15 protein-coding genes are annotated in these 13,911 nt (G+C 77.7%); 10 read left to right on the forward strand and 5 right to left on the reverse strand.

The annotated features are described in order from the left end of the window. The first annotated feature begins 49 nt into the window (after positions 1-49). On the forward strand, positions 50-643 hold the full coding sequence (locus tag RTG05_RS03065; RefSeq protein ID WP_166527413.1) for an RNA polymerase sigma factor: 594 nt from the start codon (positions 50-52) through the stop codon (positions 641-643). Positions 644-653: 10 nt separating this feature from the next. Then, positions 654-1,544 (forward strand): hypothetical protein, encoded by an 891-nt coding sequence (locus RTG05_RS03070; protein ID WP_166527414.1) that lies wholly within the window; start codon positions 654-656, stop codon positions 1,542-1,544. 48 nt (positions 1,545-1,592) lie between these two features. On the opposite strand, the gene RTG05_RS03075 is transcribed toward RTG05_RS03070, so the two are convergent. Then, positions 1,593-2,444: a UbiA family prenyltransferase gene (locus RTG05_RS03075; protein WP_315912274.1), complete on the reverse strand. Its 852-nt coding sequence runs from the start codon at positions 2,442-2,444 to the stop codon at positions 1,593-1,595. A 144-nt stretch (positions 2,445-2,588) separates the two neighbouring features. Between RTG05_RS03075 and RTG05_RS03080 the strand changes: the two genes are divergently transcribed. The 7 genes from RTG05_RS03080 (at position 2,589) to RTG05_RS03110 (ending at position 8,514) form a co-directional block, all read left to right on the forward strand. Then, the gene (locus tag RTG05_RS03080; RefSeq protein WP_166527415.1) at positions 2,589-3,515 is read left to right on the forward strand and encodes a DUF4394 domain-containing protein; all 927 of its coding nucleotides are present in this window, start codon (positions 2,589-2,591) and stop codon (positions 3,513-3,515) included. A gap of 308 nt (positions 3,516-3,823) precedes the next feature. After that, the gene (locus RTG05_RS03085) at positions 3,824-4,306 is read left to right on the forward strand and encodes a CarD family transcriptional regulator (protein ID WP_166527416.1); all 483 of its coding nucleotides are present in this window, start codon (positions 3,824-3,826) and stop codon (positions 4,304-4,306) included. 41 nt (positions 4,307-4,347) lie between these two features. Beyond that, positions 4,348-5,187 carry a 2-C-methyl-D-erythritol 4-phosphate cytidylyltransferase gene (ispD, locus tag RTG05_RS03090; RefSeq protein WP_166527417.1) on the forward strand — a complete coding sequence of 280 codons (840 nt, stop codon included), beginning with the start codon at positions 4,348-4,350 and terminating at the stop codon, positions 5,185-5,187. Then, on the forward strand, positions 5,184-5,684 hold the full coding sequence (ispF, locus tag RTG05_RS03095) for a 2-C-methyl-D-erythritol 2,4-cyclodiphosphate synthase (protein ID WP_166527418.1): 501 nt from the start codon (positions 5,184-5,186) through the stop codon (positions 5,682-5,684). The genes ispD and ispF overlap by 4 nt, the downstream gene beginning before the upstream one ends. A 25-nt stretch (positions 5,685-5,709) precedes the next feature. Continuing rightward, positions 5,710-7,113, forward strand: a complete 1,404-nt coding sequence (cysS, locus tag RTG05_RS03100; RefSeq protein WP_166527419.1) for a cysteine--tRNA ligase — start codon at positions 5,710-5,712, stop codon at positions 7,111-7,113. Continuing rightward, the gene (rlmB, locus tag RTG05_RS03105) at positions 7,113-8,072 is read left to right on the forward strand and encodes a 23S rRNA (guanosine(2251)-2'-O)-methyltransferase RlmB (RefSeq protein ID WP_315912557.1); all 960 of its coding nucleotides are present in this window, start codon (positions 7,113-7,115) and stop codon (positions 8,070-8,072) included. Before cysS ends, rlmB begins: the two co-directional genes overlap by 1 nt. Positions 8,073-8,154: 82 nt before the next feature. After that, entirely contained in the window at positions 8,155-8,514 is a 360-nt protein-coding gene (locus RTG05_RS03110) for a hypothetical protein (protein ID WP_166527420.1), read from the forward strand. A 37-nt stretch (positions 8,515-8,551) separates the two neighbouring features. Here the strand turns inward: RTG05_RS03110 and RTG05_RS03115 are convergent, their stop codons facing one another. From RTG05_RS03115 to RTG05_RS03130, 4 genes are all read right to left on the reverse strand, one after another. Next, the gene (locus RTG05_RS03115) at positions 8,552-9,832 is read right to left on the reverse strand and encodes a DUF445 domain-containing protein (RefSeq protein WP_166527421.1); all 1,281 of its coding nucleotides are present in this window, start codon (positions 9,830-9,832) and stop codon (positions 8,552-8,554) included. Between the two features lie 62 nt (positions 9,833-9,894). After that, complete coding sequence (locus RTG05_RS03120; protein ID WP_166527422.1) at positions 9,895-11,172, reverse strand: S1C family serine protease; 1,278 nt, start codon at positions 11,170-11,172, stop codon at positions 9,895-9,897. 106 nt (positions 11,173-11,278) lie between these two features. Further along, positions 11,279-12,055, reverse strand: coding sequence for an ABC transporter permease (locus tag RTG05_RS03125; RefSeq protein WP_166527423.1), 777 nt, complete (start codon positions 12,053-12,055; stop codon positions 11,279-11,281). Between the two features lie 121 nt (positions 12,056-12,176). Beyond that, positions 12,177-13,046: a universal stress protein gene (locus RTG05_RS03130; protein WP_315912275.1), complete on the reverse strand. Its 870-nt coding sequence runs from the start codon at positions 13,044-13,046 to the stop codon at positions 12,177-12,179. A gap of 226 nt (positions 13,047-13,272) precedes the next feature. Here RTG05_RS03130 and RTG05_RS03135 point away from each other — a divergent pair, with 226 nt between their 5' ends. After that, positions 13,273-13,899, forward strand: coding sequence for a hypothetical protein (locus tag RTG05_RS03135; RefSeq protein ID WP_166527425.1), 627 nt, complete (start codon positions 13,273-13,275; stop codon positions 13,897-13,899). Positions 13,900-13,911: the final 12 nt, after the last annotated feature.

The raw sequence follows: 13,911 nt of genomic DNA on the forward strand, positions 1-13,911 counted from the left end.
CCGCACCTGCCGATCCCAGGGACGACGGGATCGGCGGCGGGAGGTGCAGGTGCGGACGGGGGTGGCCTTCGACGACGTCCTGGCCGGGGCGCAGGCCGGGGCCGCCTGGGCGTTCGAGGTGCTCTACCGGGAGCTGTCGCCGGCCGTCACCGGTTACCTGCGGCTGCACGGCGCGGCCGAGCCCGACGACCTGGCCAGCGAGACCTTCATCAGCGTGCTGACCGGCCTGGCCCGTTTCCGGGGCGACGAGGAGGCGCTGCGTGCGTGGGTGTTCACCATCGCCCACCGACGGCTGGTCGACGACTGGCGCCGCCGCGGTCGCCGTCCGCAGGTCGCCGACGACGACGCGTCGTTCGACGCACGCTGCGGGGGCGACGTGGAGGACGACGTCCTGGTGCGGGTCGGCACCGACGACGTGCACCGGCTGTGCGCGACGCTGCCGGCCGACCAGCGGGCGGTGCTGCTGCTGCGGGTGCTCGCCGACCTGACCGTGGAGCAGGTCGCGCAGGTGATGGGCCGGTCGGTCGGCTCGGTCAAGGCGCTGCAGCGGCGGGGGCTGGCCAGCCTGCGGACCGCCCTCGACGCCGCCTCACCCGCAGGGGTGACGGCCGGCGCGCACCCTTCTGCGGCCCTCCGGCGATGACGGGGACGAGATGACCACACCAGCCGACGCCACCGCCGACGAGCGGGCCCTCGCGGCCTGCCTCGCCGGCCGCCCCGTGCCCGGCGCCGCCGGCCTGGCCGCGTTCACCGACGCGGTCCGGGCGAGCGCGACGGCGCCCGGGCGGCCGAACGCGGCGCTGGCCGAGCTGCTGGTGACCGGTCTGCTCGTCCCCACCCAGGAACCGTCCGCACGGACGGCCGGGCGACCCGCCCGGAGCTCACGGAAGAGGCCCCGCATGCTGATCTCCACCCTCGTCGCCAAGTTCGCCGCCGCCGGCGCCGTCGCCAAGGCGGCCGCCGGCACCGGCGCGGTCGTCGTGGCGCTGACCGGTACGGCGACCACCGTCGCCCTGACCACCCCGGAGGAGCCGGCCCCCGTCGTGCAGACCACGACCGGGGACGCCACCACCACGGACGAGCCCGCGACCGACGAGCCGACCCCGGCCGGGGACGGGACCGAGCCCGAGCCCGAGCAGGACGACGCCGAGCAGGACGGCGCCGAGCCCGTCCAGGAGCCGGCTGCCGAGCCGCTGCCGGCGGGGACGGGGACGGCCCCCGAGGCGGGCGGGGCCCCGCAGGTCACCGAGGAGCAGTGGGCGGAGGGGCCGGCCGAGGGCCAGTCCCACGGCAGCTGGGTCAGCGAGGGCGCCCGGCAGGGCTGGGTCGACGGCGGCACCGTCAGCCGCGAGGCCCACGAGCGCAATGAGGCCCGGAAGGCCGGGCGCGTCGCCGTGCCTGCGCCGGTCGCCGACGAGCCGGTCGCCGAGCAGCCGGTCGCCGAGGAGCCGGTCGCCGAGCAGCCGGCGGCCGAGGAGCCGGCGGCGGTCGAGCCGGCCGGGCAGCCGGGCAACGGCAACGGCAACGGCCGGAACGGGAGGTGATCCGCGGCGGCCCCTGCCGGACCCCGGCAGGGGCCGCCCGGTCCCCGCTCAGGTGACCGCCGCCCCACCGGCCAGGAGCAACGCCACGTCGAGGACGGTCAGCAGCATCACGGCGGGGAATGCCGCCCGGCGGAAGCGCACGGTCCCCGCCACGGCAGCGACGGCGACGGCCGGCACGGCCAGCGCGAGCACCGCCCAGCCGGTGGCCGACGGCCTCCCGGCGGGACCGGCGACCAGGAGCAGGGACGCCGCGCCGAGCAGCGCCGCGCAGCCGACGGCCGAGCCGCCGGCGCCGAGCCGGTGCGGCAGCCCGCGGACGCCGGTGGCCAGGTCGTCCTCCAGGTCCGGGGCGGCGTTGGCCAGGTGCGCCGCGGCGCCGAGCGCGGCCCCGGCCGCGACCAGCCACCACGGCGCGGCCGGCGTCCCCGGCGCCGCGGCGACCACCCCGGCCGGCAGCGCGCCGAAGCCGGTCGCGTAGGGCAGCACCGAGACCGCCGTGCGCTTGAGCCCCGCGTTGTAGGCCCAGCCGCTGGCGACGAGGACGAGCAGCAGCAGGCCCGGGACGGCCCCGAGCAGCAGGGACAGGACGACGGCCGCGGCGGCGGACGCGGTGGCCAGCGTGCGCAGCAGGGCGGGGGTGACCGCGCCCTGCGCGACCGGCTTGTCGCCGCGGGCCACCGCGCGGTCGCGGTCGGCGTCCAGCCAGTCGTTGCTCCAGCCGATGGACACCTGACCGGCGATGACGGCCAGCGCGAGCAGCACCACCCGGCCCGGCGGCAGGCCCGCGGTCAGCGCCAGCAGGGTGGCCGTGGTGGTGACCGCGACGGTCGGCCCGGCGTGCGTGGCCACCACCAGCGCGCGCAACGGGGGCGCCGTCCGTCGGCCCGGGGCGTGCACCACGCGACGAACCTAGGGGGACCGAGGGCGGCCGGGTCGCCGCGGCATCTGTTCACCCGATCCGGTGAACGCGGCCGGCGTGCCCGACGTATGCCCTACCGCCGCAGCCCGGCCGGGCACCGCGGCCGCCCAGCACCTGGAGGAACCATGCGCACCACCCTTCGCAGGACGACGCTCGTCGTGGCAGCCGCGCTGCTGACCGGCGCGGTGGCCGCCCCGGCGACCGCCGGCGCGACCGGCGGGTACCGCGGCGGCGACAGCAGCCACTCCGACGGCCGCGGCGGGAGCGGCGACGGCCTCCGCGCGGTCGGCCTGGCCCAGGACGGACGGACGCTCGTCGCCTTCCGCACCTCCGGGGCCCGCGACGCCCAGCAGCTCGGCAAGGTCAGCCTGCAGGGCGACACCCGCCTGGTCGGCATCGACTACCGGGTGCAGAACGGCAAGCTCTACGGGGTCGGCGACAAGGGCGGCATCTACGTCCTCGACGCCGCCAAGGCCGGCGCGACCAAGGTCGGCCAGCTCAGCGTGGCCCTGGAGGGGCAGTTCTTCGGCGTGGACTTCAACCCCGCGGCCAACGCCCTGCGGGTCGTCAGCAACACCGGCCAGAACCTGCGGCAGCCCTTCGCCGGTGCGACCAACCCGGACGCACCCAACGGCGCGACCGTCGTCGACGGCGACCTGGCCTACCCGGCGACCACGGCCGGCGGCATGCCCACGCCGGCCACCGGGGTCAGCGCGGCGGCCTACACCAACAACGACCTGAACGCCGACACCAGCACGGTGCTGCACGACATCGACACGGCCCTGGACCAGCTCGACATCCAGTCGCCGGCCAACGCCGGCACGCTGGCCGCAGTCGGCAAGCTGGGCGTCGACGCCGGACCGGACGCCGGCTTCGACATCTACAGCACCGTGCGCGACGGCCGCTCGGTCGCCGTGCAGGGCTTCGCGACCCTCACCGTGGGCGGCCAGAGCCGGCTGTACTCGATCAACCTGGCGACCGGCCAGGCGGCCGAGCGCGGTGCCTTCCAGGTGCCGGTCACCGACCTCGCCATCGGGCTCAACCAGCTCTGAGCCGAGGCACCGGGCCCGCGCCGGGACACTCCGGCGCGGGCCCCGGTGCGCCACCACCCCACCGTCCCCGGCCCGTCGCCCGGCGCGTCCCCACCGGGCGGCTGACCTGCGTGGATGCCGCTGACCGGGGCCCTGACCCCGCCCCCCGGCAGCGGCGCCGCGTGGGCCCGGACGCACACCGACCGGGCTCCTGTCAACCCCTCGTGGACACTCCGTCGGGCCGCTGACCTGCGGGTTTACGGATCTGCGGGGTCCCGTCCGCCGGGCTGCCGTGGTAGCCTGTGGACAGCGAAAGGGGTCACACACACATGGGCTTCACTGTCGGCGAGACCGTTGTCTACCCGCACCACGGAGCCGCTCTCATCGAGGCGATCGAGACGCGGACGGTCAAGGGTGGGGAGAGGGCCTACCTCGTGCTGAAGGTCGCCCAGGGCGACCTGACCGTGCGCGTGCCGGCCGACAACGCAGAGATCGTCGGTGTCCGGGACGTCGTCGGTCAGGACGGACTCAACCGGGTCTTCGAGGTGCTGCGTGCCCCGCACACCGAGGAGCCGACCAACTGGTCGCGCCGCTACAAGGCCAACCTCGAGAAGCTCGCCTCCGGCGACGTGAACAAGGTCGCCGAGGTCGTGCGCGACCTCTGGCGCCGCGACAAGGACCGCGGGCTGTCCGCCGGTGAGAAGCGCATGCTGTCCAAGGCGCGCCAGATCCTGGTGAGCGAGCTCGCGCTCGCCGAGGGCACCAACGAGGACAAGGCCGAGGTCCTCCTCGACGAGGTCCTCGCCAGCTGAGCTCGGCCACCGAGCCTCTCCCGCACCCCCGGACCACTCCCGTGCACGCTGCCGGCATCGTCGCAGCGGCCGGGAGTGGTTCGCGTCTGGGGGCCGTCGTGGGTGGGCGGGCGACACCGAAGGCGCTGGTCCCGCTCGGCGGCCGGCCGCTGGTCCACTGGTCGGTGCAGGCCCTGCTGGACGGCGGGGTGGCCGAGGTCGTCGTGGCCGTGCCGCCCGACGAGCTCGCCGCCTTCGCCGCCGTCCTGCCGGACCGGGTCCGGCTGGTCGCCGGCGGCAGCAGCCGGACGGCGTCGGTCCGCGCCGCCCTCGCCGCGGTCAGGGAGCACGCCGAGGCGGTCCTGGTGCACGACGCGGCCCGCCCGCTGACCCCGCCGGAGGTGGTGGCCCGCGTGCTCGCCGCGCTGGCCGGCGGTGCCCCGGCCGTCGTCCCGGTGCTGCCGGTGGTCGACACCACGGTGAGCGTGGCCGGCGACGGCGTGGTCACCGGCACCCTGCCGCGGGAGACGCTGCGCCGCGTGCAGACCCCGCAGGGCTTCGCGCGCGCCGTCCTCACCGACGCCTACGGCCGGCTGTCCCCCGGCGTGGAGCTGACCGACGACGCGGCGGTCGTGCGCGCCGCCGGGGTCGCGGTGACGACGGTGCCCGGCGACGAGCGCTCGGCCAAGGTGACGGTGGCGCACGACCTCGCGCTGGCCGAGCTGACCGTGGGTGCGACGGGCGAGCGAGCACCGCACGGAGATGCCGGGAGCGGACAGGCCGTGGGCATCGCAGCGAGCGCCAGCGAGCGAGAGGCGGAGCGGCCGCGTGAGCGACCCGTGTCACGAGCCGGGGAGCCGACCGAGCCCGGAGTCGAACCGTGGGCACCGGCGACCCGGTGAGCGAGCTGCCCCGGGTCGGGATCGGCGTCGACGTGCACCCGGTCGAGGCCGGCCGCCCCTGCTGGCTGGCCGGCCTGGAGTGGCCCGGTGCCGACGGCTGTGCCGGGCACTCCGACGGCGACGTCGTGGCGCACGCCCTCACCGACGCCGTCCTGTCCGCCGCCGGGCTGGGCGACATCGGCGGCCTGCTCGGCACCGACGACCCCCGGTGGGCCGGCGCGCGCGGGGCCGCCGTCCTCGGTCACGTCCGCGAGGTCCTGGAGACGGCCGGGTGGCGGGTCGGCAACGCCGCCGTCCAGCTGGTCGGCACCACCCCCCGGGTGGGCGCCCGCCGCGCGGAGGCCGAGCGGGTGCTCGGCGAGGCGCTGGGCGCCCCGGTGAGCGTCACCGCCACCACCACCGACGGCCTGGGGCTCACCGGCCGCGGTGAGGGCCGGGCGGCGGTGGCGACGGCGCTGGTGGTCCGGACGGCGGCCGTGGACTCTGCGCCGGGCTGATGCTGCGCTCCGTAGACTCCGCGCAGTGAGCCTCCGCCTGTACGACACGGCCGCCCGTGCGGTCCGCGACTTCACGCCCCTGCGTGCCGGGCAGGCCTCCGTCTACGTCTGTGGGCTCACCGTGCAGGGGAAGCCGCACGTCGGGCACGTCCGCGCCGCGCTGTCCTTCGACGTGCTGCGCCGCTGGCTGGCCGCGTCCGGCCTCGAGGTCACCTACGTCCGCAACGTCACCGACATCGACGACAAGATCCTCGCCCGGGCCGCCGAGCGGGGCGTGCCGTGGTGGGCCTGGGCGTACACCAACGAGCTGGCCTGCACCCGCGCCTACGACGCCCTGGGCGTGCTGCCGCCGACCTACGAGCCGCGCGCCACCGGGCACGTCCCGGACATGGTCGAGCTGATCGGGCGGCTGGTCGAGCGCGGCCACGCCTACGCCGTCGACGGCGACGTCTACTTCGACGTCCGCTCCTTCCCCGACTACGGCACGCTCACCCGCCAGCCGGTGGAGGACCTGGAGCCCGCCGCCGACACCGACACCGACGAGCGCAAGCGCGACCCCCGCGACTTCGCGCTGTGGAAGGCGCACAAGCCCGGCGAGCCGGACACCGCGTCCTGGCCCACCCCCTGGGGCCGCGGCCGGCCGGGCTGGCACCTGGAGTGCTCGGCCATGGCCAGGCGCTACCTCGGGGCGGAGTTCGACGTCCACGGGGGCGGGCTGGACCTGCGCTTCCCGCACCACGAGAACGAGCAGGCGCAGTCGCGCGCCGCCGGTGACGGGTTCGCCCAGTACTGGCTGCACAACGGCTGGGTGACCCTCGGCGGGGAGAAGATGAGCAAGTCGCTGGGCAACACCGCCCTGGTCGACGAGGTCGTGCAGCGGGCCCGGCCGGTCGAGCTGCGCTACTACCTGGTCGCCCCGCACTACCGCTCGACGATCGAATTCACCGACGCCGCGCTGGCCGAGGCCGGGGCCGCCTACCGGCGCATCGAGTCGTTCGTGACCCGCGCTGCCGAGCGGGTGGGGGCGGACGCGGGGAGCCCGGTGCTCTGCGCGGACTTCAGCGCCGCCCTGGACGACGACCTGGCCACCCCGGCCGCGGTCGCCGCCGTCCACGAGACGGTCCGGCAGGGCAACACCGCGCTGGCCGAGGGCGACGAGAAGGCGGTCGCCGGCGCGCTGGGCTCGGTGCGCGCGATGCTCGGCGTCCTGGGCCTGGACCCGCTGGACCCGCACTGGGCCGGCGGGCGCAGCGACGACCGGCTGTCGGCGGTGGCCGACGGGCTCGTGGCGCTGGCGCTGGAGCAGCGGCAGGCCGCCCGCGCGCGCCGGGACTACGCCGCCGCCGACGCCGTCCGCGACTCCCTGGCCGCCCTCGGTGTCCAGGTCGAGGACACCCCCTCCGGACCGCGATGGGAGCTGAGCCGCTGATGGCCGGCAACAGCCAGCGCCGGGGCCGCTCCGGCGGCGCGGGCAAGAAGACCGCGACCGCGGGCACCGGCGGCAAGAACCGGCGCTCGCTGGCCGGGCGGGGTGCCACCCCGCCGGCCGAGATGCGCCCGGGGCACCCCGCCCAGCGCCGCGCCGCCGCCGACGTCCGGCGGCGGACCGAGCGCGACCGCAGCCGCCAGCGCGCCGAGGAGGCCCCCGAGCTGCTGCTGGGCCGCAACCCGGTGGTGGAGGCGCTGCGGGCACGGATCCCGGCGACCGCGCTGTACGTGGTCACCGGGGACTCGCGGGCCCAGACCGACGAGCGGATCACCGAGGCGCTGCACCTGGCCAACGACCGGGGTCTGCCGCTGCTCGAGGTGGGCCGGGCCGAGTTCGACCGGATGTCCAACGGCGCACTGCACCAGGGCATCGGCCTGCAGGTCCCGCCCTACCAGTACGCGCACCCCGACGACCTCCTCGACCTCGCCCGCGACTCCGGCCGCCCGCCCCTGGTGGTCGCCATGGACGGCGTCACCGACCCGCGCAACCTCGGCGCCGTCGTCCGCTCGGCCGCCGCCTTCGACGCGCACGGCGTCGTGGTGCCCCAGCGCCGGTCGGTCGGCATGACCGCGTCGGCCTGGCGCACCAGCGCCGGCGCCGCCGCGCGGCTGCCGGTGGCCCGCGCGGTCAACCTGGCCCGTGCGCTGGGCTCCTACGCCGACGCCGGGCTGGTGACCGTCGGGTTGGCCGGCGACGGCGACGTCGACGTGCACGACTTCGACGGCTTCGCCGACCCGGTCGCCCTGGTGGTGGGCGCCGAGGGGACGGGGCTGTCCCGGCTGGTGCGCGAGCGCTGCGACCTCGTCGTCCGGATCCCCATCGCCCGGGACACCGAGTCGCTCAACGTCAGCGTCGCCGCCGGCATCGCCCTCCACGCCGCGGCGGCCGCACGCCGCTGACCCGCCCGGCGACGGTCGGGGGCGGGCGGCGACGGCCCGGCGGCCGGTGGCGGGGCCGGGACGGCGCTGCTCGGATGGTCCGGTGCGCTCGCTGACCTCGCTGCACGGTGCCGCCACCGCTGCCTACGCCCTGGCCCTCGTCGTCGCCCCCGGGCTGCTCGTCCGGCCCAGCGGGCTGCCCGACACCGCCGCCACGCGCACACTGGTGCGCGCCCTCGGCGCCCGGGACGCCGTGCTCGGTGCGGCGGTGGCCGTGGCGCCCCGCGGGCGGCCGCGGGAGCTGGCCGCCGCCGCGCGGGTCCTGTGCGACGTCACCGACGCGGCGGTCTTCCCGCTGGCGGTGCCGGGCCCGGCGCGGGCGGCTGCCGTGGCCGCCTCGGCGGCGACCTGGGGCGCACTCGCGCTGGCGGCCGCCGTCCTCGACCGGCGCGCCGGCCGCTGACGGGGCGCGCCGGCGGCAGGACCCTGCCGGAGGCCGCTCAGCCCAGCAGCTGGGCGACGGTGTAGATCACCAGGCCGGCCAGGCCGCCGACCACGGTGCCGTTGATCCGGATGAACTGCAGGTCCCGGCCGACCTGCAACTCGATGCGGCGGCTGGTCTCCTCGGTGTCCCAGCGGGCCACGGTGCTGCCCACCAGGTCGGCGAGGTCGCCGGAGAACCGCTCCACCAGGTAGCCGGCGGCCCCGTGCGCCTGCCGCTGCACCAGCTCCCGCACCCGCGGGTCGGTCTGCAGCAGCTCGGCGCCCTCGCGGACCATCCCGGCCAGCCGGGCCCGCAGCGCCGACCCGGGGTCGGCGGCGGCGGCCAGCGCGGCGTCCTTGAGCGTCGTCCACAGCGACCCCGACCAGGTCCGGACGGCGGGGTGGTCGAGCAGCTCGGCCTTGAGGTCCTCGACGCGGGCCGCGGTGGCCGGGTCGGTGCGCAGCGCGTGCACGTAGCGGCGCAGCCGGGCGTCGTACACCCGGCGCAGCTCGTGGCGGGGGTCGTCGCCGACCTCCGCGAGGAAGACCTGCACCCCGGAGAAGACGCGGTCGAACACCCGGTCGTCGACCCAGTCGGGTACCCACGCGGGGGAGGCGTCGCCCAGCTGGGCGCGGAAGACCACCCGGTTGTCCTCGAGGAAGCGGGCCAGCCCGCGCAGCGCGGCGGACAGCACCTCCTGGTGCCGGTCGCCGTCGACGACCAGCTCCAGCGTGCGTGCCACCACCGGGGCGGCCGGGGTGGCGTGCAGCCTGCGGTCCACGAGGTCGGCGACGGCGGGGCGCAGGTCGTCGTCCTTGAGCAGCCCGGCGACCGAGTGCAGCAGCGCCCCGGCGTCCCCGGCCAGGCGCTCGGCCCGGCCCGGCGCGGCGAGGAAGACACCCAGCCGGCCGGGGACGTCGATGGTGGCCAGCTTCTCCTCGACCACGCTGCGGGTCAGGAAGTTCTGCTGCACGAAGGTGCCCAGGCTGGCGCCGATCTGGTCCTTCTTGCGCGGGATGATCGCGGTGTGCGGGATCGGTATCCGCAGGGGGTGCCGGAAGATCGCGGTGACGGCGAACCAGTCGGCCAGCGCCCCGACCATGGAGGCCTCCGCGGTGGCCCGCACGTATCCGACCCAGGCGCCGGTCTCCTCGCCGAGCAGCACGCAGCCGAGGAAGACGGCGGCGGCGAGCAGGAACAGCCCGGTGGCCAGCCGCTTCATCCGGGCCAGGTCGCGGGCCCGCTCCGGGTCGTCCAGGGAGGCGGCCAGCGGAGCGGGCGGCGGGCTGGACGACACCCCGCCCACCTTATGAGAGCGGCCTGGTCGCGAGGCTCGCCGCGGGCCCGGACGGGGGCCGCTCAGCCCTCCGTGGCGCCGAGGGTGACCTCGACCTGCTCGCTGCCCTGCCCGCGCCGCACGGTGAGGGTGACCTGGTCGCCGGGGGAGGCGCTGCGGACGGCGGCGGTCAGCTCCGTCGAGGTCGTCACCAGCCGGTCGCCGACCGCGGTGACCACGTCGCCGGCCTGCAGCCCCGCGTCCGACGCCGGGGTGCCGGGCTGCACCTGCTCCAGCTGCGCGCCGGTGCCGATCCGGGGGTTCGTGTCGTCCGGGGCGGTCAGGGCGCTGACGCCGAGGTAGGTGATGTCGGCCGAGCCGTCGGCCACGATCTCCTGGGCGATCCGCTCCGCGGTGTTGCCCGGGATGGCGAACCCGACGCCGATGCTGCCGCTCTGCGCCTCCTGGCCGGGCGCACCCGAGGCCACCGTGGCGATCGCGGTGTTGATGCCGATCACCTCGCCGGCGGCGTCGACCAGCGCGCCGCCGGAGTTGCCCGGGTTGATGGCGGCGTCGGTCTGCAGCGCGTCGATGACGGTGGCGTCGCCCTCGGCCGACCCGGTGGCCACCGCCCGCCCGCGCGCGCTGATGATGCCGTCGGTGACGGTGTCGGCCAGACCGAGCGGGGCACCGATGGCCACGGCCAGGTCGCCGACCTGCACCGCGTCGGAGTCGCCGAACGTGGCGGGGGTGAGACCGGAGGCGCCCTCCAGCCGCAGCACCGCCAGGTCGTAGACCGGCTGGGTGCCGACGACGGTCGCGTCGTAGAGGGTGCCGTCGGAGGTGCGCACCGACACGATCGGCTCGCCGCCACCGGGCAGGCTCACCACGTGGTCGTTGGTCAGCACGTAGCCGTCCTCGCTGAGGACCACGCCGGACCCGCTGCCCGATCCGGCGCCGCTGGCGACGTAGACGGTGACCGCGCTCGGCGCGGCCTTGGCCGCGGCCGCGGTGACGGCGGTGGCCGTCTCGGGGTCGGTGATCGTGACGTTCTGGGCCGCGGCCGGGCCGGCGACGCTGCCGGCCCCGTCCCCGCGGTCGGTGAGCAGGACGACGCCGGCGCCGGCGCCGCCGCCGATCAGGGCGCCGGCGAGCAGGCCGGCCACGCCGATCCGCAGCCGGTCGGCCCGGCGGGCCGGCTGCCGCGGCTGGTCGTACGGCGGCTGGTCGTAGGGCGGCTGGCCGGGGGCGGGGTGCCCGGGCGCGGCCGCACCCGTCGCGGGCCCGGCGGCCGGCTGGTGCGGCCAACCCGGCTGCGCCCAGGTGCCCGGTGCCGGGGTGGGGGTGCCGTAGGGGTCCACGTGTCCTCGTCCTCCTCGTGGGCGGCCCTGCACCGCCCTCGGGTCCCCACTGTCGTCCGTGCGACTTGCCTGACCCTGACGGTCCCCTGTGAGGTCCCTGGACGCATCAGCGGGGGACGTCGGGGAGCAGCCGGCCGCGCGCCGCCAGCTCCACCGTCGTCCACACGGCCGTCACCTGCGCCGCCAGCAGGCCGAGCAGCACCAGCAGCTGGGTCGCGCCGGCCTGCACCGGCGTCCCGCCGCCCAGCAGCACCCCGACGAAGGCGCCGGGGAGCGTGACCAGGCCGACGGTGCGGGTCTGGTCCAGCGGCGGCACCAGCGCGGTGGCCGCGGCCGGCCGCAGCACCTCGTGGACGGCGTCGCGGCGCACCAGCCCGAGCGCGAGGGCGGCCTCCACCTCGCCGCGCCGGACGGCCAGCTCCTCCCGCAGGCGGCGGCCGGCCAGCGAGGTCGCGGTCATCGCCCCGCCGACGAGGATCCCGGCGACCGGGACCACCGCCTCCCCGCGCAGCGGCACCGTGCCGCCGGCCAGCACCAGGCCCACCACCGGGACGGCCCCGACCAGCACGGGCACCGCGGCGGTGCCCACGCGACGGGCCGCGCCGGCGCTGCGCAGCGCCAGCCCGGTGGCCCGCCCGGCCGCGGTCACGGCGGCCACACCGACCATGAGCAGCACGAACAGCGCCGAGAGGACCAGCGAGCGCACCACGACGAGCAGGACGGCCGAGACCGCGGCCAGTTGGACGGTGGCCCGCACGGCGGCCACCGCGACCGGGCGGTCCTGGCCGAGGCCGGACAGCCGGCCGGCCGCGGCGGCGAGCACGGTCAGCGCGGCCAGTGCCACGGCCAGCCGGGGCCCGAGGTCGACGGCGGAGGTACCCACGGGCGGCGATCATCCCCCGCCCCGGTGCCGTCCTCCGAACGGCCCCTCTGCCGGGACCCGGCCCGTCGTGACGTGCTGGAACGGCCGCCCTCCAGGGGCCCGTGGGGAGGAGGGCGGTCCTTCACCCGAGGGCGACGATCTCCTCCCGTGGCTCGGTCCCGGTCCGCCGGTGCACCGGGGGCACGAAGGCCATCGGTGAGGTGCAGTGCCGCAGCAGCCAGCGGTGCAGACCGTCCAGCGGCCGGTGCAGCAGACCGCCGTGCCCGGCGGTCATCACCAGCAGCGGCGTCGGGCACGCGGCGGCCAGCACCCGGCCACCGGTCGGGGAGGGCACCGGCGCGTGCGTCACCTGCAGGCCGGGCCAGCGCTCGGCCCACCGCGGGGAGTCCGCGGCCCAGGCGCCTCCGTCGTCGGGCCGGGCGTGCAGCACGAGCAGGGGGGTGCGGCTGCGCAGCGCGGCGTCGGCGGCGAACACGGCCACCGGCTCGTCGTCCTCCCGCTCGCCGAGGCCGAGCACCGCCACGTCCGGGCGGGAGCCGGTGCCGCCGGGCCGCGACCGGGGGACGACGACCACCGGGCGGGGGGAGCGGGCCGCGACCCGCTGGGCGACCGAGGCGAGCACCAGCTCGTCGGCCGCGCCGGTCGTGGTGATCCCCAGCACCACGAGCTGCGCCTCCTCGGCGGCGCGCAGCAGCGCGGCCACCGGGTCACCGGGCACCACCTCGGTGGAGACCGGGACCGACGGGGCGGTGTGGACGGCGGCCGTGTACGCCTGGGCCGTGGCGCCGCGGGCGCGCGGCAGCCCGGCGGCGGGGGAGCCGGCGACGCCGCGGTGCCCGAGGTGGGGCGTGGCGTGCACGACCCGCAGCGGGGCACCGCGGCGGGCGGCGTCCTCGGCCGCCCACCGGACGGCGCGCAGCCCGCACTCGCTGCCGTCGGCGCCGACCACGACCGGCGCCGCGGGCGGGCCGTCGCCGGGCGGGCGCGGCACGGGGGTCGTCCCGACTGGGGTGGGGGTCGTCGTGGACACGGGCACCTCCGGATGACGGTCGTCCCCCGTGGTCGCCGTCGAGGGTCCTCGCCCGGGCCGCCGCTGTGAAGCCGTCCGGCCACGGAGGGTGCAACGGCGTGGCGGGTTGGGTAGGGGTGGAACCGGCCCCCGCTCGCCGGTGGCGCCCGGTCCCTCGTGTCCGCCCCCGCCCCTGGAGGGTGCCCTCGTGTCCACCCGCGGTCTGCTCCACCGCCTCCTGCTCGGCCTCGGTGCCGTCACCGTCGGCGTGTTCGTCGTCGCCGGCGGCCTGGCGCTGCGCCCGCCCGGCCTGGTCGCGGTGGGGATGGCCGGGGTGGTGGCCGCCTCGCTGGTCGCCGGCGTCTCCCGCGACTCCCTGCCCGGGCCGGCGGAGGTCCTCGACGTGGCCTGGAAGGCCGGGACGGCGGCGGTCGTGGCGCTGCTGGCCCTCTCCGGTGCCGTCGTCCTCGGTGGGGCAGTGCTCACCCTCCTGCTGGCCGGCACCGCCGTGCTGGCCGGCACCGTCACCTGGCTGGTCCGCGCGCGCCGGGCGCCGGCGACGTCCGCGCCCGCCGCGGCCGGCCGGCCGTCGTCCCCGCGGCCGGTGTCCGCGCTGGCCACCGCCGAGTTGGGCCGGGAGTGGACGCGCACGACGGCGGCGCTGACCGGCCGGCTGGACGCGGCCACCCGCGCGGCGATCGTCGCCCGCCGCGAGGCGACCCTCGACGAGCTCGAGCGGCGCGACCCGGAGGGCTTCGCGCGGTGGATCGCCGCCCTGCCGCTGGCCAGCAGCGACCCCGGCGGCGAGCTGCGGCACGGCGACCCGGCCCCGTAGCCGGGCCCGCCA

Origin of the sequence: Geodermatophilus sp. DSM 44513 (assembly GCF_032460525.1) — a bacterium.
Taxonomy (GTDB): domain Bacteria; phylum Actinomycetota; class Actinomycetes; order Mycobacteriales; family Geodermatophilaceae; genus Geodermatophilus.

Coding starts and splice junctions, on each gene's coding strand:
- RTG05_RS03070 (WP_166527414.1), top strand. CDS start 654: ATGACCACACCAGCCGACGCCACCGCCGACGAGCGGGCCCTCGCGGCC.
- RTG05_RS03080 (WP_166527415.1), top strand. CDS start 2,589: ATGCGCACCACCCTTCGCAGGACGACGCTCGTCGTGGCAGCCGCGCTG.
- RTG05_RS03085 (WP_166527416.1), top strand. CDS start 3,824: ATGGGCTTCACTGTCGGCGAGACCGTTGTCTACCCGCACCACGGAGCC.
- rlmB (WP_315912557.1), top strand. CDS start 7,113: ATGGCCGGCAACAGCCAGCGCCGGGGCCGCTCCGGCGGCGCGGGCAAG.